The sequence below is a fragment of the Flagellimonas sp. genome (assembly GCF_965222555.1).
Taxonomy (GTDB): domain Bacteria; phylum Bacteroidota; class Bacteroidia; order Flavobacteriales; family Flavobacteriaceae; genus Flagellimonas.
In genome coordinates, this window is sequence record NZ_CBDCUG010000005.1 from 737,591 (window position 1) to 760,515 (window position 22,925).

Genomic DNA, 22,925 nt, shown 5'->3' on the forward strand with positions numbered 1-22,925 from the left:
TATCTTTATGTATAAAAAAAAATAAGCTTATGAAAAAAATTGTAGGAAAAGCTGCGCTGTTTCTTGGCGTAGTAAGTTTAACATTGTCTTCTTGTTCGGATTTTGATGAAATCAACACAAATCCAAATGCCGCTAATGAAGACCAGGTACGCGTGGAGTTTTTGCTGAACAACTCCATTATAGGTACCCAAATGGACCCGCATATATCAGAACGTATTTTTGTACTCTATTGGAAAGCAGCGGCAAGGTTTGACCGTATTAACACTTTACCCGTAGGAGGCGATAACGATGGTTGGACCGTTGATTACTATAGATATATCACAGGATGGTTAACCAATGTTTATTCTGCTATTGATGTAGCTAATAATCAAATTGAGGCAGGGATTCAAAAGGAACATACAGAAAACCTAATTCAGGTTTCCAGAATTTGGAGAGCTTACTTGTTAAGCGAATTTGCAGACAATTTTGGCCCTGCGCCAATTACAGGTTTCCAAGGAGTAAATCCAGATTATGTATCCGTTGAAGAAGTCTATGATTTTGTTCTTAATGAATTGGATGAAGCCGTTGGACTTATAGATACTTCCGTTACAAATCCTAACAATTTAGGAGATTGGGATCCAGCCTATGGTTATAGCTATGAAAAATGGATTAAATATGGTAACTCCTTAAGAATGCGATTGGCTATGCGATTGTCTGAAGTTGCTCCCGCCAAAGCTCAACAACATTTTGAGGATGCTGTAAGCGGAGGCTACATCTCTGCCGCTGAAGATAACTTTGCCGTTCAAGAAAATGATGGATGGAATGCATTGACCGGGGTTATGACCCGTCAATGGAACAGTCAATATATGTCACCAACCTACAGGTATTTGACCATGTGGTTGGGAGGTGTTCCCTCAACGGATCTATTGGCTGCCGATTTGCATGGTAATGTTAAACCTGCTGGAGATTTAGGGATAAAATATGAAGATCACTTAGGTGTGCTCAACAATGACCCTACTCAAGGTTTCTGGCTAGATGGGGTTCCCAATACCATTGACCCAAGAGCATATTCAACTTTTGCCTTACCTGGTGATGTTGATAATCCTGACTTTAACCAGTATCCTACTTGGTCTCCTCCTACCGAAACTGAAATTAGCTTTGTCATTGGCGAAGAAGATAGTGATGATAATGGGGAAACCAATGATATTGATGGAGATGCCGCATTTACATATAACGCTTTCCCTATAGGTGATGGAGGCGACAAGATTGGCAATATCTCAAGAAGAACTTCAGCCACACAACCACGATTGGTACACAGATATAGAGATAATGCCAATAAGCGTATTATGTTCGGTTCTTGGGAAAGCCACTTCTTGGTTGCGGAAGCTGCTGTTAGAGGTTGGAGCGTTCCAATGTCTGGCAAAGCAGCTTATGAGCAAGGAATTTCAGATAGTTTTGAATATGTTGGCGGAATTTCAGGTCATTTGGGCGCCTATTTGGCTTCTCAAGATTATAACGGCGCAGGTACTTCGGTAAGCTGGGATCACACAGCAGAACCCCCTGCCTCCGTAGCCATGGACTATGTAGATGGATATACTGGAGCCCCAGGAGTTCATAATTACACTTATCCTGAAAACACCATTTATCAAGGCGGTAATGTTAAAAATGATTGGATGAACAAAATCATGACACAAAAGTTCATTGCGCAAACCCCTTGGTTGCCATTGGAAGTGTGGAATGACCACAGAAGGTTAGGGCTTCCATTTTTTGAAAATCCAGCCGTTGAGAATCCGTTGCCAAATAATCCAGCTTTAACTCCTGGAAACATTGGCAGTAACAGTGTTTCTGCGTTCCCGCAAAGAGTAAGATACCCTTCCAGCGTTGTCAATAACCTTCCAGCCACATATCAGCAAGCTGTAGGTTTACTTGGCGGTGACGATAGTATTTTTACCCCGCTCTGGTGGGCAAAACAGAACTAATTATAAGCTGAATCGAAAAGTTAGTTTGAGTTAGTTAATTTTTATTCAAGTTTTTAATTAAAAGGGAGCTAACGCTCCCTTTTTACTTTATTTTTAATCAAAATAGAAAGGGGTTACCTTAATTTTCTTTCTATCGCAATAACATATTTGTGACCAAATGATGAGCTACTTACTTGCTAGGTAGAATTATTCCATAAATACTATAATTTAAACGCTAAATGAAAGCTCGTATATTCTGTTTAGTTCCGCTACTTATATTAAGTTGCAAAAAGGTCCCTAAGAATTTTGAAGTTTTGGATAAAATCGACAATAAAGCTTCTCAACATTCTTCACAGTTCAGCTTAATACCGAGTACAAAATCCCATATAGATTTTAGCAACAATATTGAGGAAACAAAAGATCTCAATTTTCTAAACTTCTCAAACATTTATAATGGTGGTGGAGTGGCAACTGCCGATTTCAACAATGATGGTTTGGTCGACATCTTTTTTACAGCCAACCAATCATCGAACAAATTATACCTCAACCAAGGAGATTTTGAATTCAAAGATGCAACCAATAATTCTGGCTTAAAAGATAGTCAGGGATGGTCCACCGGAGTTTCAGTCGTAGATATTAACAATGATGGTTGGTTGGATCTGTATGTATGTAAATCTGGATCTTTGACGAATAACAGTCTTAGAGAAAACAAACTGTTCATCAATCAAAAAAATGGCACTTTTAAAGAAGAAGCTAAAAAATGGAGGGTTAATGATCCTGGATTCAGCACGCAATCGTATTTCCTGGATTTTGACAAGGACGGCGATTTAGATATGTACTTGGTCAACCATCGAATCGACTTTGAAAATACCTCACGACTGAATATGCGTATTGAGAAAGCCTATTCACTGTATACTTCGGACAAACTATACCGAAATGATGGTACAGTATTTACAGAGATTACCCATATGGCAAAAGTTGTCAATAAGGCCTGGGGGCTGAGTGCTTCCATTGGAGATTTTAATAATGACTCTTGGCCAGACGTATACGTGTGCAATGATTTTTTAACACCTGATATGCTGTATATCAATAATCAAGATGGTACATTTTCCAATCAAATATTGGATAGGGTTAACCACACATCTTTCAGTAGCATGGGGTCAGATTATGCAGACATAAACAATGATCTTCTTCCTGATCTTATGGTGCTGGAAATGGCCTCGGAAGATCATGTCCGCAGCAAAGAAAATATGGCTACCATGAACACCAAGGCTTTCTGGAATTTGGTTAAAAACGATTACCACCATCAATACATGGTAAACACATTGCAATTAAACAATCCTCAAGGACACTACAGCGAAATAGGCCAATTGAGCGGTATTGCCAAAACTGATTGGAGTTGGGCACCATTAATCGTGGATTTTGACAATGATGGCTTCAAAGATGTTTTCATTACCAATGGAATTCTCAAAGAAATGGGGAATCAAGATTTTAGGACAACGTTAATGAAACGCTTTTCCCAAGGAGATATCCCGAACTATAAAGAAGTAACCAATATGCTACCTTCCTATAAGCTAAGCAACTATAGTTTTAAAAACAACAAAGACTTTACATTTACAAACACTTCAAAAGAATGGGGCTTTGACAAGGAAACGCAATCCAACGGAGTGGCTTATGCCGATTTTGATAATGATGGGGACTTGGATCTAGTAATTAACAATATCAATGACAAAGCACTGCTTTACAAAAACAATGACGCCAATAATTTTATTCAAATTCAACTTAAAGGAAATACACAAAACACCCTGGCTGTGGGTTCTACAGTTACCATCACTGCAAACGGTCTTAAACAATACCAAGAACTTTATTTAAGTAGAGGGTTTCTATCATCCACACAAAATATATTGAATTTTGGTATTGGCAAAGCAACACTTATTGATCAAATATTGGTCAAATGGCCAAATGGTCAAACAACGGAGTTGAATAATGTGGAGGCCAACCAAATTATTTCAATAGAATACCAAAATGCAGAATCATTGCCATCACCAAATGAAAACAAATCCAATACCCCCATACTTTCTTCTGCTAACCCAAATGATTTGGGGATAACATACAAACATGTAGAAAACGAATTTGATGACTTTAAAAATCAAATTCTCCTTCCTCATAGTCAGTCCACTAATGGACCCTTTATAGATAGGGCAGATGTTAACAATGATGGTTTAGAGGATTTTTTTGTTGGGGGCGCCAAAGATCAAAGTGGAGAACTATATCTACAAAATGAAAAAGGGCATTTTTCTAAGGCTATCACCAAAACGTGGGAATTAGATAAAGCATACGAAGATTTGGGCATATTATTTCTAGATGTTGATAATGATAATGACAAAGACTTATATGTTGTAAGTGGAGGGAGTGAGTTTAAACCCGGAAGTGCATCTTTTCAGGATAGAATTTATTTGAATGACGGAAAAGGAAATTTCACCAAGCAAAATAACGCACTTCCAAAGATATCTTCAAGCGGACAATGTGTAAAATATTCAGATATTGACAATGATGGAGATTTGGATTTGTTTGTGGGCGGAAGAATTGTACCCGATCAATATCCATATAGTCCTAAATCATATCTTTTAATCAATAATGATGGTGTTTTTGTTGACAGCACGGAGCATATTGCTCCAAATCTATCAAAAGTAGGTATGGTAACCGATGCTTCCTTTTCAGATTATGACAATGATGGAGATGAAGATTTAATTGTTGTGGGTGAATGGATGCCCATCACAATTTTTGAAAACACTGATGGAATTTTCAAGACCGTAAATCCTAGTTCTTTAAAAAATACCGAGGGAATTTGGTTTAGCATAGAAAGCACTGACATTGATAATGATGGAGACACCGATTACTTTGTTGGCAATATGGGACTAAATACAAAATTCAAGGCTAGTGAAGAAAAGCCGTTTCATATTTTTTGCGATGATTTTGATAGCTCTGGCACGTATGACATTGTTCTTACCAATACCTATAAGGGAAGTTTGGTTCCATTAAGAGGTAGGGAATGTTCTTCCCAACAAATGCCCTTTATAAAAGACAAATTCAAAACATACCAAGCTTTTGCCAATGCAAGTTTAGTTGATATATATGGTGAACAAAACCTTGATAATGCATTACATCTTCAAAGTAAAATTTTGGCAAGTGTTTTTATGGAAAACCTTGGCGATGGAAACTTCACCATTCACAAACTCCCCAATGATGCCCAATTGTCCCCAATAATGGATTTTGAGTTTATAGACTTGGATGATGATGGCACAAAAGAGATCATCATTGTTGGAAACCATTACACATCTGAGGTTGAAACCGTAAGATATGATGCCTCATACGGCTCTATTCTTTCTTATGAAAAGGGGAAGTTTTCCAATTACCCGTTATTGAAAACAGGTTTTTTTAATAAGGGCAACTCAAAGGATATGATCTCGATTAAAAGTAAAAACGAAAACATCCTTGTTATCACAAATAACAATGCTTCGCCAAATGTTTTTAAGATTTCCAAGGGCAAATCGGAATAATCTATTAATAAATCGATTGATTCTTGTAGGTTAACCCATATCGTTGCTCATTAATTGAGATAGTCATATAAACTACAAACGGAATAATCATTCCAAAACATCTTATTCAAGAAAACTAAGTTTACCGAACCATTAACTCAAATAGGTAATCCGTTAAATGAGAATGGTCATCCATCAGATGAAGGGGCTCAATCATCCAATAGAATATTATGTTTGTTTCAGCATTAAGATGCTTGGGTTCAATTCAAAAAATCATCTTAATGTTTTTATAGCAATGCACTTTGGACTGTTGGTCATGAAAGTGTTTAGTTTAGTTGAGGTTTCCGTTACGCCAAGGAATTTTAGACCGATTCCTTGGTTGTAATGGATAACAAAAGCCGAAAGCTCCATTAATTTAACCTAGATATGTTTCTAAAGAGTCATTTCCCAGTGGCTCTTTTTTTGTTTAAGAGCTAGATCTGCCGCTCAGTATTTTCATAAATACATATTCATAAAACGATACCTCTTTTTATCAGTTATAAACCCAACTTCCCCATTTATCAATTCAAAAGCCCCTTTCATTCATTTAACATAAAATCTATCATTTAATTATTATCTCTTTGGGGCTGTAATTAATAAAACTTCTTGCCTTAAAGTATCAACCTGTAAAATCAATTTTAAAATGTATTTAAAAAAACTGTTGTTGGCTGCAATGTTCATTTGTTTGTCCAACTTGATCAAAGCACAGTCCTACTCCGGATTTTTAACTGACAATTATAACGGAGTCCATGGAATAATCTCAAATCCTGCTAATATTGCAGATTCAAGGGTCAAACTAGACATAAACCTTATTGGAATAAGCGCATTCTTTGGAAATGACTATATCGGCTTCAAACTAAAAGATGCCCTTAGCGACGACTATGCAAAAGTATTCGATGAGGCCAAAACCTTCCCTTCAGCCAACAATTCGTTAGCATGGAATGTAGATGTTTTGGGACCTTCGGTCATGTTCACCCTCAATGAAAAATCTTCGATAGCATTATTCACCAGAGCCCGAGCCTTTTTTAACCTAAATGACGTGGACGGTACTTTAATTGACAAAGAAGGCGGTTTTGATGAAGATGAGGATTTTTCAGTCGATGAGGGTGTAATTTCCGGCACTGCCAATTTATGGGCAGAAATTGGGGTGACCTATGCCCAGGTTCTAATGAACAAAGATGAACACTTTATAAAAGGAGGGGTTTCACTAAAGTATCTACAGAGTGCTGGGCATGCCTATTTATATGCCAATAGCTTAACCGTAGATTATAATGCCGCCACACGATTCGTCAACACAACAGGGGAACTCGTTTATGGGAATTCCGAAAGTTTTAATGACGGAGGCTCCTTTGAGTTGGATAATGGTAGGGGATTTGGCGCCGATTTAGGATTGGTCTACGAATGGCGGCCAGACCATGCCAACTATACCAAATTAAATAGAGATGGAAACAAGATTCCAGATAGGGGAAAAAACAAATACAAACTCAAATTTGGACTTTCGGTAACCGATTTAGGACAAATTAAAAACAAGAATAGCGTAGAGGATACCTATAACTTAAACGGAGATCAAGATATTGACAACTTTGACGGTGATGATTTAGAAGATGCTCTTCAGGAAAACTTTAGTCTTGTGCAAAGTACATCATCCCAAAATTCCATACTCCCAACGGCTCTGCATACCAATGCAGACTGGAACATGGGGTCAAACTTCTATCTCAATCTGAATATGGACATGCCCTTGACCACTAGAAATAAGATAAATACCAATAGGGTTTTGAGCGAATTTGCACTTACGCCTAGGTATGAAAGCAATTGGTTGAGTTTTTATTCTCCCCTTCGTTTGGTGCAGTATGCAGGAGTACAGTGGGGTGCTGGGCTCAGGGCTGGCCCAATATATGTGGGGTCAGGTTCAATCATGTCGGTACTATTGGGCGGTACTTCCAAATCTTTTGACCTCTATGCAGGTCTCAAACTTCCATTTTACCAAAGCAGACTTAGGGACAAGGACAATGATGGTATAGAAAATAATTCAGATAACTGTCCAGAAGTTCCAGGGCCAGTGGAAAATAACGGCTGCCCTTGGCCAGACACCGATGGCGACGGCACATTGGACAAAGACGATAATTGCCCTCAAGAAGCAGGTCCTGAAGAGAACATAGGTTGTCCATGGCCAGATACTGATGGTGATGGCATCTTGGATAAAGATGATGATTGCCCAAATAAACCTGGTTCAGTGGAGCACAACGGATGTCCAGATTCTGATGGTGATGGCCTTATTGATAAAAATGACAGATGCCCTAACAAAGCTGGAAAAATTGAAGATAAAGGATGCCCGGATATGGATGGAGACACCTTGGTGGACATTGATGACCTATGCCCAAACAAACCAGGACCTGTCGACAACAATGGTTGTCCTGTAGTTACCATAGAAGTCCAAAAACAATTGAACACTTATGCACGAACCATCCTGTTCGATACCGGAAAAGCGACCATAAAAACAGAATCCGTGTCTACAATGGTAGATATCATTCAAATCTTGAAGGAATACCCCAATGCCAAATTCACGGTTGAAGGCCATACCGATAGTGTGGGGAGTGCCTCCAGCAATCAGAAGCTATCTGAAGCAAGGGCTAACTCCGTAAAAGATTTCTTGATCAAGGAAGGAATTGCCGCTGACAGACTCAATGCAATAGGTTATGGTGAAGAAAACCCCATTGCCTCAAATGCAACACGGTCTGGAAGAAAACAAAATAGAAGAGTGGAAATCAATCTTATTAAATAACTGTCTGTTCCATAATTATTAGTGATTATTAAGAATGTAAGGTTTGGTGTAACTCCGATTATTCTTAAAAACAAAGACAGTTTAGCCGTCAAGAAGGTTTTCTTGGCGGCTTCTTTTTTTAATCACACCCTCGGACAATATTGTGCTGAGTTATTCAAAGTACTGTCAAAAGCTTCCCAGAATTACAAAATTTTGGACAAGCCCATATAAATCCCAAAACTTCGTAATAGGTGTACAACTACCCCAAAACCAATACACTAAGATTTTCTCCATAAACTCAATTGGGCTTTTTGTCAATTAAAAACCCCTATCCATAAATTATCCCCTTCCATATCCTTAATTAGTAGGTTATTTTATATATCCCAAACAACACCTTGTTTTTATCCCCATAAAAAACACAGGTATAACCTACTTGCTTATGACTACATTTCTACACTATCGCCCTACCTGCTATTCACAAGCAAAAAAAGAGCCCTGTCAACTTTCATCTCGAAATGCGAAACAGAATATATTTCAGCTGGCCATAATAATATGTTTGCTATTTTCAGCAACCAACTCTCATGCCCAAGATGTGGACACATGGCTTTTGGCAGGTAGGGCTGTAAACAATCCAGCATTACCCGATCCATTACCCAATCCTCCTGGTACTCAATTGTGGTTATTGACTCCGCTCCCTCCTGCTGATGGCACACCTGTGGACATTTGGTATGACTTTGTTGACTTTAGTAATCAAGATGCTATCCCCCACCCTGCCGACCCTTTGGATTATGACGACCCTTATCCTATAGGTTTTGCAAACCTTACTCAAAATGGAAATCCCTATGGCACTCCTTCGTTCCTTGACCCGACCGGATCAGTTCCGGGAGCGCCCACTTTACGCAGAAATAATACAGACAATATCAACTTTAATCCTGTGGTACAATTTGATGGTAGTGGAGATGGGCAAGCGCTTCACTTTAGAAGTGTATCAAGAGAAGATATCACTGTTTTCATCGTGTTCAAGGCCGAGGGTGCCGGAAACACTGCGGCAAGTCAGCGCCTTCTGCTAGGAGGCGATATGGAGGTACATCATAGTTCCACTACCAACTTATCCCTTGGTATTGCCGATGGAAATCGATTTTCCGTCGGTAGAACCTGGAAAAATGATGATACTGATGGAGATCCCGATATGGATGGTGATGGTCGTTTTTATCAGGGAGGTATTGACCTATTGGGGGTACCAACCATAGGTACATTTACTAGAACGTCAATAGAGGATAGCGATGAAGAAACCTTTATTACTCATGTAAACGGAATTGAAGATCTCAATATCACAAGAGGCCATGCTGATGCCGATAAAAAACTCTACATATTCAATAGATTGGGTAAACATTTTAATAGTAACAACTCTAATTACAACCTTACAGGTGATATTGCAGAAGTTTTATTGGCAGATGGCGCATATACCAGTACCTACAGGCAAAGAGCAGAAAGTTATTTGGCCGTTAAATATGGCATTACTCTTAACACTGGAGGCAATGTATTGGGCAGTATAGATGGCAATGACAGCTACAATTACTTGGCAGCAGATGGCACTACCATTTGGCAATCTGAAAACACATACAAATATAATATTGCTGGAATTGGGGTAGATCGGTTCGATGATGACAATACGGTTGGATTGCGCTACAATATAGATCAGCGTATTTCCAAAAGTGTCAATTCAAGCGCTGTTGTCACTATGTCCACAAACAATGATTTTAGCACAGATAACCTTGATTTATCCAGAACCACCATTGATGGTGACGGCTCGTCCCATGACCATAATTATTTACTCTGGGCAAGCAATGATAATACCAATAGCAGTCTTGACCAAACCAATTCCGAGCTCCCCTCCGGCATCGATTACAGAATCATACGTGAATGGAAAATACAAAAAAGTACTACTGGTGGAAGAGCACCGATCTCAAATGTGAGTATGCGTGTTGACCTCTCAGGTTCCAATATCCTTGACAATGGCAATTGTAATATAAAACTTTTGATAGATACCGATAATGGTGATCCCTCAGAACCTGATGGAGATTTCACTACTGGCACAATAACCATGATTGATGCTACAAGTATAGACATGGCTGGCAATGTATATTTTGACGGTATCGATTTTTTGCATAATGAGTTTTTTACAATTGGTTATGTAGATAGCACCCCGGACATAGACCCCGTTTCCAACGTCACCGCATGTGACTCCTACGACCTCTCCAGCATCAACGTGACGGGGACCGACCTGGTGGGCCCAACATTCTACGACGCTGCCGGTGGGCCCGCCGGGGGCGGGAGCACCATAGCCGCCAACCAGGTCCTCAACGCCACGACAACAGTATACATCTGGGACGAGACCGCCAACGGATGCTCCGACCAGCAGAGCTTTACCGTCACCATAGAGGACACCCCGGACATAGACCCCGTTTCCAACGTCACCGCATGTGACTCCTACGACCTCTCCAGCATCAACGTGACGGGGACCGACCTGGTGGGCCCAACATTCTACGACGCTGCCGGTGGGCCCGCCGGGGGCGGGAGCACCATAGCCGCCAACCAGGTCCTCAACGCCACGACAACAGTATACATCTGGGACGAGACCGCCAACGGATGCTCCGACCAGCAGAGCTTTACCGTCACCATAGAGGACACCCCGGACATAGACCCCGTTTCCAACGTCACCGCATGTGACTCCTACGACCTCTCCAGCATCAACGTGACGGGGACCGACCTGGTGGGCCCAACATTCTACGACGCTGCCGGTGGGCCCGCCGGGGGCGGGAGCACCATAGCCGCCAACCAGGTCCTCAACGCCACGACAACAGTATACATCTGGGACGAGACCGCCAACGGATGCTCCGACCAGCAGAGCTTTACCGTCACCATAGAGGACACCCCGGACATAGACCCCGTTTCCAACGTCACCGCATGTGACTCCTACGACCTCTCCAGCATCAACGTGACGGGGACCGACCTGGTGGGCCCAACATTCTACGACGCTGCCGGTGGGCCCGCCGGGGGCGGGAGCACCATAGCCGCCAACCAGGTCCTCAACGCCACGACAACAGTATACATCTGGGACGAGACCGCCAACGGATGCTCCGACCAGCAGAGCTTTACCGTCACCATAGAGGACAATGAACCTCCGACAGCAGACAACCTTCCACAGATAAATTTATTTTGTGAGGAGCTTCCTGCGCCTGACCCTAATATAGTCACAGGGGTAACGGATAATTGTGGCATACCCACAGTCACCCATGTTTCTGATGTTTCCGATGGCGGATTCAATCCAGAGACCATTACACGCACCTACGCTGTGACCGATGGAGGGGGCAACTCCATACAAATTCAGCAATTGATTGCACTAAGTCAAACTGTATTCTATGCAGATATTGATGAGGAAAATGGTAGGGTGACCATTTCAGAAAGCAACGGGCTAGCCCCGTACAGGGTAAGATTAAACGGTTTGCCAGAAATGGTCTTTAATCATGATACTTTCATAATTGATGGCCTTACTTCTGGCAACCATGTCCTAAACATTGTTGATGCACAAGGCTGTGAAGAAACCTTTGAAATCTTAATAAATGACCCCAATTTAAATGCAACTATTGAACCCATATACAACTGCGATGGTTCAAATTCGATATTGGTAAAGCTGCAAGACTCTTCAGTGGCTTCTAATGTACTTTATGCCCTGGATTCCACCAACCCTTCTGATTTTGTCATCAATCCTGATTTTTCCAATATTAATCCAGGTGAGCACTTCCTATACATATTGCATAGCAACGGTAGTTTGCAGGGTATTCCATTTAAAATTGATGGTAATACTCCATTGCAACTCAGTTTGGTCAACACCAACATCAATGAAATTACGGCAACGGTGACAGGAGGCACTGAAACGTATACATATTTCCTCGACAATCATTCAGGAATCAATGATAATGTCCTTTATATAACTGAAAACGGAAAGCATACCGTAAGGGTTATTGATGCTAATGGTTGTGAAGCATCTGCAAGCATAGCATTGGAGTTTCTGGATATTGAAATCCCCAACTTCTTTACGCCGAACAACGATGGACAAAATGATACTTGGAGTCCCAAGAACATTGAAGGGTTTCCCAATATTGAGACCATCATTTTTGACAGATACGGTAGGGAGATACGGATTATGGGAGCCTTGGGCAATGGATGGGATGGTCTTTATGAAGGAAGCGCACTACCCTCTGGTGATTATTGGTACATAGTAAAGCTTAATGATGAAAGCGAGCGAGAATTTGTAGGACACTTTACGCTTTACAGATAAAATTAAGAATGATTTAGATGAAGAAAACAAATTTCTTTTTGCTGTTTTTGATAAGTCTTTTTACAAAAGGACAAGAATTGACCATTCCGCAACTCTCACAGTACTTGTCCGACAATCCCTTTTTAATGTCTCCTTCGTATGCTGGAATCGGAAATTATGTAAAGGTCCGCATGAACGGGCTTACCCAATGGGTAGGAGTTCAAGATGCGCCGGATACCCAGTCATTATCTGCCGATGTTCGACTGGGAAACCGATCTGGGATAGGCATGGTATTATATAATGATGCCAATGGGGAAACCAAGCAGAGAGGAGGAAAGGTTTCTTTTGCCCATCATTTGACCATAGACAAATATGAGAACAATTATTTTTCATTTGCCCTAAGCTTTAACATGAACCAATTCCGAATTGACATTGAAAATTTTGATGAGAACAACGATGAAGCTATCGTGGATGATCGGTCATCCAACAATCCCAATTTTGATGTAGGCGCGTTATACCGTAGAGACGGTTTCTATCTAAGCTTAAACGCTTCCAATATTCTCAACAAAAATTTTAAAAAGTTCAATCCTATTTTTGAGCCTAATACCCTTCGCAACTATTACCTATACGCTGGCTATAAATATCGCAAGCACCCAAGGGATAAGTTCGAATTTGAACCATCTATTTTCTTTCAATATTTTGAAAGTGATGGACGTTCGGTGACCGATATGAATTTGAAATTCCGATGGTATGATTTTTTAGATTACTACTATGCTGGTATCACTTATCGATTTTTGAACGATCAACCTGGAAGTCCACTTTATGTTGCCCCAATTATTGGTTTGAAGAAGGGAGATTTTTATTTCGGTTATTCTTACCAGGTAATTATGAACGAAATATTGGGATATTCCTCTGGAACCCATGTATTGACATTAGGGATTGATCTTTTTCAAGGTATTTCCAACTGCACATGTACTTATTAATGAACTATAAAAAGCATTGAAAATGAAGTTAAACCCAAAATTACCCAACATGCTCAACCTACTTTTAATCTTGACCATTTTCATTTTTTGCTTTGCTTGCGGAAAAGATGATGATGGTTCTTTATCCAATCTGCCAAGCAAGGGCGCTCAACTGTTAGCAGGTAGTACGGATACCATTGTATATGTTTCTGTAGACAATGTAAATGTACCAATTTACCTATCCATCCCCAAAGACTGTGGAGCTAAGGATTTTCCAGCAGTTGTTGTAAAACATGGGTCTGGTGGCCTATGGAAAGATGACAATCCCTCTAGAGGGGTGTTGTCCAGTCAATTTCGTGAATGGAAAAATCTGCTCTCCGAGAATTGTATGGTTGGGGCTTTTGTGGACAGCTATACCGGTGCAGGCGCTGTTGAACGATCTGGGAAGTGGGATACTCCTCCTGAAACTTTTAGAATCAGCACTCAATTTGTTCGACCTAGGTACGCCAATGCTGCCCTCACTTTTTTAAGAAACCTCACATTTGATGATGGCAGCAAAGTAGTTAGACCCAAGGACATTGGTATTCTTGGATTCTCAGATGGTGGTGGTGCTGTTTTTGCCACACTTTACGATTCAAGTTCCACACCTCCAAACTGGAAATGGACCCAAAAGTATGATGGAAAAGAATATACCGAAGCTGATGGCGTAAGAGCTCCACCTGAGATACCCTTTGATGGAGGTTTTAAGGGCGGAGTTTTTTACTACGGAGGGGTTTACGGACATGGTTACTGGGGAGGCAACCCATGCGACCATGATGCAATGACCGATAACATTTATCAGGTATACGCCCCAATGCAGTTTCATATACCTGCCAAGGGTTACCTAGCAGAAAATGCACTTTGTATGATCGATTTACTCATTGAAAAGCAGAATCCCGTAGAACTAAACCTTTATGAAGGTGTGGGTCATGGTTTTGACACTGATGAGGCAGAACAAAGTCTTCGCGCACGAAACAACACTATTAATTGGTTTAAACAACTGTTCAATATGAAATGAAACTTTTATAATATAAATGAAATTGGAGTTTGGATCCCAATGTATATTTTCAAAACCATAAGCCTCTCAGACAATATACTTCATCCTCTCAACCCATTGTTCCCTCTGGCATAATTATAAGCCAGAAATGATCCATCTCTAATAAATGATTCCAAATAACCAAGGAAATCATGAAAATAAGGGAACATCTATCATCCTCAAAAAATAGAATCAAAACAAGTAATGGCCAAAAGTGGTCCCAAATCAGAACACCTAAATTAATTGAACAAATATGAGAGATAACTTTCTTGAAAAATGGATTTTGAATTTAGTAAAATCAGAATATGAATTTGGCAATATTCCTAAACAGGCAACATACAAGCTACGGGAAAGAATGGATGATTTTATAGAAGTGACCATAGAATGGGTGGATGCACAAAACAACAGCCACAAAATTGTATATCATGCCCGGTCATACGGTAAACGAAAAATAAGCGAGAGTACAGAAACCATTGAAGATTCCATTTTTGAATTGGAAAACTACTATACTCTGGAAATTCATTCTTATGTAAATCATATTAAGAGAAATTATAGTACCAGAAGAATTGCCAATTACGATGTTATGAACGTTGTTGGACAATTAGATCAACTAGATGAAATAAAGGAGTTGAATTCATAACTCAGCATCCTTAAAACATTGATTGCGATTGCCTATGTCCTGTAACCCGTACATAGGCAATTTTTATTGATCTTAATTAAGATTGGATTTAATCCCTGAACCCGGAGTGCATTTCATCTATAAAAACATACACTTCATCTATACTTCTGCATCCATCAATTAAAAACAGGCATTTGTCCATTTGACACCTTTTAAGCCCATAAGAATTTGTTATTTAGACATATAGTTAAAACCCCAAATTGTTAACCTAACACAATACTTATGCATTTGTTAATCATCGTTTGGACGTTCATTTGTGCATCTATAATTATGGGGTATCCCATTTATCTTTTGAACAAGTCTTATGTAGCTTCCGAGTCCATTAGAGAAATGTCCTCTTTTTTTGCATCCAATACCATAGAATTAATTTCTTTTGACGTGTGCCATCAACTACCCGGTTGGTCGCTGTCCTTGGATGTTCCTCAAATTACCGAGGAAATCCTGCATAACAGTCCCATCCTTTTTTATCTTGAGTCTAATGATTCCTGCCAAAAACTGCCTGTAAACAATATTGCCATTGGATACTCCGCAAAAGTTTATAAAAATGTTGGAAAAGTGTATATCACTTTTAAATCACTCGCAGACGAGGTTTCAAATTTTTATGTTCCTTCTTGGCATTTGAACAAGTTGAAAATCCTAATCATAAAATCACGAGATAAAAGACTATATGGGGATTGGGAAACGGTAACGGATAAATCTGCTATTTATAAAGGGCTTAAAAAAGCAGGGGTAGACATAAACAACTATGACGATATCCTCGGATACTTTAGTAATATAGCATCCATAGATTTTAAAGGACACTTTAAAGAATCTACCTCAAAACATCAAAAACAAAAACCGTCTCATAAATTATCCGTTCTAAACGCAGATAACAATAAATTGCCATCTGCCGGCTAGTAGTAAAACCTTATACCCTAAAAGGGTTTTATAAAGCCTTTTGCAAAATTTTAGTGTTCATGTATACCTGTTAAAGTGGGATTTATCTATAAGGAATCCCACTTTAATTTTCACCAAGGTTTTGTCATATCTATCCACAGGGGCAATCTATCAATTGAAATTGGGTGTTCATCAAATGGTCAATACAAACCAGATTTAAGCAAAGTAGTTTTGTATTAACCCCAAAAGAAGTAATGAATATAGCATTGGATTTTTTAATGTTTTGGATTTTTCTAAATACGGAGATTGTGCATATCATGCCAAACAATCTCTGCATTAGCAAATACAATACTTTAGATATAGACAAACTCACCGCAAGTAGTTCTTTTGTGCCGCTGGCTAGTATGGGGTTATGCTGCGCTAAAGCAATTCAAAGGAAAGAACGTGGTGAGTTTTTATCAATGTAATTCAAACCAAAAATGTAATTTTAAAAACCTTTTATCCATTTTTTACTTTTCCCCTTATTATAAAAGGGCTTGATTAATTGAATATATCTATTTTCAATTTTGATTTCAAGTTAAAATTAAAGTGTTTTTACTTCTTGATTCTGATAAGTTCCCCTAACTATATTTAGTAAATATGCCATTTCTTTCCAAATAGACCCTACCTCATTTTGGATAGATAAATTTGGCATTTTGACGTGAGAAATTGATTGATAAAAAGAAAAGCAATTTTAAACTTTTAGAAAATTATTGTCTTTTTCAATTTAAATATGTGAAACATGTGGATGGCATAACTAACAAAAAGCAATGTAATTCATAATTACATTACAAAAAATATTCATAAATTAAATTATTGATGAATTCCATGCTTAGTTCCCAACTAAATAAGGCCATAGCAACCATAGTATTCTTCCAAAAAAATATGAGGAAAAAGATACATTTCATTGTGTTTCATAAAAATATTGACCGAATAATTACTTTTATAGTTTATTCTAAAGGCAAGTTGCACGGTCATCCATAATTTTAAATATAATTGTCCTAATCAAAACAAACTGCCCATACATTTAAAACAGAAATAATAAACCCTAAATCAACCTTATGACCTTAAAAGTTGTAATAATAGAGGATGAAAAGCACAGTAGAGAAACCTTAAAGTCATTACTTGAAGACTTTTGCCAAGATGTTAAGGTGATTGCTATGGCTAGTTCCGTGGATGAAGCAGTTAAAGTACTTTCTGTTTGTAGTCCAGATGTCGTGTTCTTGGATATTGAACTACAATCAGGTGTAGGTTTTGATATTTTAGAGCAAATCAAGGAACCTAGCTTTGAAATTATCTTTACCACTGCATTTGAAAAATATGCAATAAAGGCAATAAAATTTAGCTCTTTGGACTATTTGTTAAAACCTATTGATCTTGATGAATTGCAACAAGCTGTGGAAAAAGCTAGAAACCGAATGGACACCAATGTTTATAGACAACAAATTGACACCCTAATGTCAACTCTGGCGAAGGAGAACAACAAACAAGAAAAAATATGCCTAGCTACTACTGCTGGTATGGAATTTATTGCCCTACAAGATATTATTCTGTGCAAAGCAGATGGTTCCTACACCTCTTTTCTATTAAAAAACAAAAGATCTCTTTTGGTGAGCAAGCATTTAAAAGAATATGAAAATCTGTTGGCCGACCAGCAATTTATGAGAGTACACAATAGCTATGTGATCAATTTAAATGAGGTAAAAAAATATATAAAGTCGGATGGGGGTTATATTATTATGAGCAATGATGTTCATGTTAACCTCTCCCCAAGAAAAAAAGACGATCTTATGGAGGCCATGAAACGTTTATAAACACGCATTAAGGTGAACAACAAAGAGTTTGTATTATTCTTTGGTCCGATGCAACAGTTCAGCCTTTCTCGTTTTTGTTTACCAAGCTTTTAGTAAACTCATTCAAGGCTTCAACCTTTTCATCAAAATCACCTTTAAGTGTTTTTCTATATTCATTTAGATTTTTAACTAAATCATCAATATTTTCAGGTATCACATCCTCAAAAAATTGCCGTAATCTCTTTGCAACGGTCGGAGATTTTCCATTTGTTGAAATCGCGACCTTAACATTGCCCTTGGTCACAATGCCTCCCATATAAAAATCACAAAGTGGTGGGTTGTCTGCCACGTTCACCAAAATACTCTTCTCACGACAATCATTATAAACCTCTTCATTTATTTCAACTTTGTCCGTACAAGCAACAACTATATGTTTTCCTTCCAAAAACTTTTTATGGTATGATTTCTTTGTGATCTCAACTCCATGCTTTTTAGCCAACAATAATGTATCCTCCAAAAACTGGGGAGCTATCATTTGCACTTTGGCATTTGGACTGGACTTCAATAAAAATGACAGTTTTTCCAAACCCACATTACCTCCTCCAACAATGAGTATGTTTAGATTGGATGCTTTCAGAAAAATAGGATACATCTCATTCCGCTCCATCTGCAATAGCTTTAGTGATTAATTCCTTACCCTTTCCAGAAATTGATAGTTCAAGTGCCGCCATCTGCCCTTGTGAAGACATCTTCCTCCAAGTTTTTTGAAGTATATCCAACAGCTTTTCCTCTGAATGCTTTTTTATGAACGGTTCAAAATAATATTGCAAAAAAACCAAGCAAACTACATCTTCCAAAGTTTGTGTCTCCGCATTTTTTTTGAGTTTCTTTTTCAATAGAAGAAACTCTACTTCCTTGATTACATCCTGATCATATCCAACCCGGCTCAACAGCTTTGCTGCTTTTTGAGCATGGAATTTCTTAAGTTCTTCCCTCCACTTAAGGTATCCAACCCTATCCATTTCATAGTTTTCTCGCGGAATTTCCCATCTGCAAATATGCTGACATCTAGCAGCCAATTGCAATACTTCAGAAGCATTGGGAGCAAATCTCGTCAACATATCAGTCATCCGAAGAGAATACAGCAATTCTTTTGGAAATTCCTCTCCCTTATAAATTTCTATGTTTGGATCTTTCCCATTGGCCGCATCAAAAAGTTGAAAAGCGTGCGATTGTTTTTGGGATATGGCCATGGCGTAAGTTTTTCTAAAATTATTCAGAAAAGCAATATATGCAAAGCCATTGGCCTTTTTTAAGATTTTGCAACCATAGCATTACCCCATTTTCATTCGCAGTTGATGCGGACTGGTCTTCGGGATTCGCTCAATAATATCACGGGCTTCCAAATCCAATTTCACGGTCACTATATACCATAAAACCTTTCCATCAAAACTTTCGGTCAGCTCTTCAATGGCCATATCACCCAGTTTTTCAAAGGTGATCGTTCCATGCTCAGTAATGGTTTTTACAATATAATCCTTGATAAAATCATAACGTCTTTTAAGGATGTTCACCCCCGCCTTTCCTTGAGGGTGCAAGGTCATTATTTTCTCTTCTTTAGACATGCCCTTTCAATTTAACCCACTGAAGATAAAAAGATTATATCAATCTTTTTTAATAACCCTTCCATCACTTGAAAGTACTTGCCTCACAACTTCAGCATCTCCTTTATAGAAAAGTCTGGCATCTGAGCTGGCAGTAACATCTATGGTTTCTGAAACCGTAAGGTAGGCATCACTATCAGAGGACAGGGAAATCTCTAAATCCTCAACCTGCAGTCCATAATCCTTTAGTCTACTATCTGAAGACAGGTTGGCTTTGAGGTTATCCGCTGTTCCAACAAGGTCAATAACACTGTCTGAGGTCAATTTAAAGGTAGCATCTTGAGATTCCATTTCCCCCTCCACTTTAGCGCTGGAAGAAAGGTTCATATAGACGCGGGGCGCATCCACATACAAATCGGCGGTACTGTCTGAAGATCCCCTGAGTTCAAAATCATTGGCAGTAATGTCTCCTTTAAAATAAGCATCGGAGCTCAACTCCACTTTAACATCATTTGCATTCAACGGGTCATCCAAGTAAATGGCCGCATCTGAGGAGGCTTTATAATCCCTTATTTCCTTCATGGTAATGTACAACTGTAGGGTTTCCTTACCTTTTATGTTGACATTCTTAAGCTTTACGGTAAGTCTTCCACCATCTTGATAAACCCTGATCTTACCAAATAGATTGTCGTTGGCTTTTATTCGAACACTTTCTTCAGTCTCTGAAAAAGTAACATATGCCTTAAAATCCGTAGCAACTGAAAGCGCCGTAATGTTTTCAAAATCATATTCCCTTGTGGATACCTCATCGGATACCCTAATGGTTTCATAAGAGCAAGAAGTGGCAAACACTCCAATTGCAAGAGCATAAAAGATTTTTTTGATTGATGTCATGATATTTGTTTTTTGATTAAAATTCGATTCTGTAGTTCAACAACGGTAAAAGTTCCAATTGATACTCTGTTTCGATTGAGCGGGTAAGTGGATTAAAAAACGTTTCATCCACATTGAGTCTATTGGTGACATTCTGTATATCAAATGAAATTACATGTGACACCTTGGGCCTGTTGATGCGATACGAAAAGCTGGCATCTATTCTCCAATAATCATCAAGTTCAATGGTATTTCTTTGAGTTTGAATCAACCTAACCCGACCTGTTTGGTCAAAAAATTCCAAATCCACTGGAGTGTCCCTTTTGCCTCCATTCCACAGTAATTTGGCATTGATGCCAAAAATGTTGTTGTTGTTCTTGCCCATCTTAAACTCCTTTCCTCCAACAACATTAAAGGTGTAATTGGCATTGTACCGACTATTGTACCAATTGCCATCTCCAGCCCTGTATTGAGAATCAAAAAGGGAACTGGTCACCAAAAAGTAATATTGGTTGGAAAAGAATTTTTCAAAAGTAAGCTCCAACCCATAGTTTCTTGCCTTACCGGAATCTGTCAACTCCTCTTCTATAAAACGACCGTTCAAAAAAGAATTGGTGGAACCCGGAGTTGCCGAAATGGCAACCTTGGTAAGGTCCTGGTAGTAGGCTTCTATCTTTAAATGACCATTTTTAATAATACGCCAATCATATCCCAACACGTAGTGCGCAGCCCTCATCAAATCTAGATTTGTATTTGGCGTGGTTACATCTCCTTGCCCATCTGTTACCTCAATAAAATATTGATTAAGTGGCATTCTCCTTGAGTGCAGCCCAACTCCCCCACTCAGTGTATGTTTTGGTGAGATTTTATACTCAAACCCTCCCCTAGGTTCCAGGACAAAGTCATCGTTTACCGAAAATGACGAAGCATGCAACCCAAAAGTGGTAGAAAATTTTTCATTGAACCGATATTTAGCCTGCGAAAAAAACTGTAGAAAGGCCCCATTGCCATCTGCATTCACCAATACTTCAGTATCAGTATCCCTGGTTTCATCGGTCAATACATCATAGGATAGTCTACTATATACAAGTCCTGTTTTAAGCGAGGTCTTTGCGTTAAACTTTTGATTTAGGTTGGCACTGACCCTAATGGCATTGTTCCTAAGAATATCCTGTTCCCTATAGAAATCTGTGTTGATTCTACTATCTAGCGAAAAGATATAGTCACTGCGGTTTCCAGAATAAGAAAGTGCTCCGTCCAAAGAGGTATTGGAGTTGAAAAAATGCTTCAGATTAATCCCGCCCATATAGGTCTTTGACTCAAAAATCTCATCTTCAAAAACATTTGGATTGGATTGTTCTGCATTATCCTGATTGTCCTCACTGATTCCACCCATACCCCATGCGGAAAGGTTTGTTTTTTCACCAAGTGGCAGGTTCACTTTAAATGCAAGATCCTGAAATGTGGGCACGGAGCCTTCGGACACCTCAATAATATTGTTCAAAATGGTTAAGGTTGAATACCTATAATTGACCAGGTATGATCCCTTATAGTTTTTGGAAAAGGGACCCTCAACGGCCAAATCAGTTCCTAAGACCCCAAATTGAAAAGCATATTCGGTATTCTCCGCATTTCCATTTCTCAGTTTGATGTCGAACACTCCTGAAGTGGCATTCCCATATTCCGCTGGAAAAGCTCCTGTGAAAAAATCAGAATTGCCCAACATATTGGTGCTTAATAAGCTCACTGCTCCAGGTGAATAGCCCTCTTCGGAAAAATGATTGGGCTCTGGCACCTCTACCCCTTCAATTCTCCACAACAATTGGTTTGGGGCATTACCTCTAATCACAATTTCATTAGTGGTATCGTCGGTATTGGTTACCCCAGCAAATGACAGTGCCATTCTACCTGGGTCACTTATACTTGCCGGAAAGCGCTTGGTCTCTTCAACCCCAAATGACCTTGCACTCACCGTTGCCAATTTATTGTTGGGCTTAATCTGATCTTTTCTTGCCTGCACCACAACTTCCCCCAATTGGTTCAGGGATTCCGTTAATCGTATCGTCAGGTTGATTTCTTTTGCAGAACCAACCAAAACTTCTGAAATGGAAGCATCTTCATAACCTAAATAACTACAGGTGAACGATTGTCTGCCAACAGGCACATTTTCCATGGAAAAGAAGCCCTGAGCATCTGTGATAACACCAATTTGAGGTTCTGACCCAAGTAAAACAATGGTAGCTCCCATCAATGGACTCCCTGTGGCAATGTCAGTTACTTTTCCTTTTACGGTTTGTTTTAAATCTTGGGCGTTTCCACAAAACAGGGCAGTAAAAAGTAGGCCCAAGAACAAAAGGTTTTTGGTTTTCATTTTTTTTATGATGTTAATGAATGGTATTTAGCGAAGCTCTTTTTCAAGTTTAAGCA

At 39.1% G+C, this 22,925-nt stretch carries 15 protein-coding genes; 10 read left to right on the forward strand and 5 right to left on the reverse strand.

Going from position 1 to position 22,925, the window contains the following annotated elements; translation table 11 throughout:
* The first annotated feature begins 29 nt into the window (after positions 1-29).
* The 10 genes from ACOQO1_RS11700 to ACOQO1_RS11745 all read left to right on the forward strand — a co-directional run bounded on the left by ACOQO1_RS11700 (position 30) and on the right by ACOQO1_RS11745 (position 18,042).
* On the forward strand, positions 30-1,958 hold the full coding sequence (locus ACOQO1_RS11700) for a SusD/RagB family nutrient-binding outer membrane lipoprotein (protein WP_420603061.1): 1,929 nt from the start codon (positions 30-32) through the stop codon (positions 1,956-1,958).
* Positions 1,959-2,176: 218 nt separating this feature from the next.
* Positions 2,177-5,497, forward strand: coding sequence for a VCBS repeat-containing protein (locus ACOQO1_RS11705; RefSeq protein ID WP_420603062.1), 3,321 nt, complete (start codon positions 2,177-2,179; stop codon positions 5,495-5,497).
* Between the two features lie 661 nt (positions 5,498-6,158).
* A complete protein-coding gene (locus ACOQO1_RS11710; protein ID WP_420603063.1) occupies positions 6,159-8,297 on the forward strand; it encodes a DUF5723 family protein in 2,139 nt (712 codons plus the stop codon).
* Between the two features lie 535 nt (positions 8,298-8,832).
* A complete protein-coding gene (locus tag ACOQO1_RS11715; protein WP_420603064.1) occupies positions 8,833-12,618 on the forward strand; it encodes a T9SS type B sorting domain-containing protein in 3,786 nt (1,261 codons plus the stop codon).
* A gap of 17 nt (positions 12,619-12,635) precedes the next feature.
* Entirely contained in the window at positions 12,636-13,580 is a 945-nt protein-coding gene (locus ACOQO1_RS11720) for a type IX secretion system membrane protein PorP/SprF (RefSeq protein ID WP_420603065.1), read from the forward strand.
* 22 nt (positions 13,581-13,602) lie between these two features.
* The gene (locus tag ACOQO1_RS11725) at positions 13,603-14,616 is read left to right on the forward strand and encodes a dienelactone hydrolase family protein (RefSeq protein WP_420603066.1); all 1,014 of its coding nucleotides are present in this window, start codon (positions 13,603-13,605) and stop codon (positions 14,614-14,616) included.
* A 271-nt stretch (positions 14,617-14,887) separates the two neighbouring features.
* On the forward strand, positions 14,888-15,274 hold the full coding sequence (locus ACOQO1_RS11730) for a hypothetical protein (RefSeq protein WP_420603067.1): 387 nt from the start codon (positions 14,888-14,890) through the stop codon (positions 15,272-15,274).
* A 261-nt stretch (positions 15,275-15,535) separates the two neighbouring features.
* Positions 15,536-16,210 carry a hypothetical protein gene (locus ACOQO1_RS11735; protein ID WP_420603068.1) on the forward strand — a complete coding sequence of 225 codons (675 nt, stop codon included), beginning with the start codon at positions 15,536-15,538 and terminating at the stop codon, positions 16,208-16,210.
* A gap of 233 nt (positions 16,211-16,443) precedes the next feature.
* Positions 16,444-16,656: a hypothetical protein gene (locus ACOQO1_RS11740; protein ID WP_420603069.1), complete on the forward strand. Its 213-nt coding sequence runs from the start codon at positions 16,444-16,446 to the stop codon at positions 16,654-16,656.
* Between the two features lie 633 nt (positions 16,657-17,289).
* On the forward strand, positions 17,290-18,042 hold the full coding sequence (locus tag ACOQO1_RS11745) for a LytR/AlgR family response regulator transcription factor (RefSeq protein WP_420603070.1): 753 nt from the start codon (positions 17,290-17,292) through the stop codon (positions 18,040-18,042).
* Positions 18,043-18,100: 58 nt separating this feature from the next.
* On the opposite strand, the gene ACOQO1_RS11750 is transcribed toward ACOQO1_RS11745, so the two are convergent.
* The 5 genes from ACOQO1_RS11750 to ACOQO1_RS11770 all read right to left on the reverse strand — a co-directional run bounded on the left by ACOQO1_RS11750 (position 18,101) and on the right by ACOQO1_RS11770 (position 22,869).
* A complete protein-coding gene (locus ACOQO1_RS11750) occupies positions 18,101-18,688 on the reverse strand; it encodes a precorrin-2 dehydrogenase/sirohydrochlorin ferrochelatase family protein (RefSeq protein ID WP_420603071.1) in 588 nt (195 codons plus the stop codon).
* Positions 18,675-19,274: a DUF4202 domain-containing protein gene (locus ACOQO1_RS11755; RefSeq protein ID WP_420603072.1), complete on the reverse strand. Its 600-nt coding sequence runs from the start codon at positions 19,272-19,274 to the stop codon at positions 18,675-18,677. Before ACOQO1_RS11755 ends, ACOQO1_RS11750 begins: the two co-directional genes overlap by 14 nt.
* 81 nt (positions 19,275-19,355) lie before the next feature.
* Positions 19,356-19,646, reverse strand: coding sequence for a DUF6958 family protein (locus ACOQO1_RS11760; RefSeq protein ID WP_420603073.1), 291 nt, complete (start codon positions 19,644-19,646; stop codon positions 19,356-19,358).
* A 39-nt stretch (positions 19,647-19,685) separates the two neighbouring features.
* Entirely contained in the window at positions 19,686-20,519 is an 834-nt protein-coding gene (locus tag ACOQO1_RS11765; protein ID WP_420603074.1) for a head GIN domain-containing protein, read from the reverse strand.
* Between the two features lie 16 nt (positions 20,520-20,535).
* Positions 20,536-22,869 (reverse strand): TonB-dependent receptor, encoded by a 2,334-nt coding sequence (locus ACOQO1_RS11770; protein ID WP_420603075.1) that lies wholly within the window; start codon positions 22,867-22,869, stop codon positions 20,536-20,538.
* Positions 22,870-22,925 lie beyond the last annotated feature (56 nt).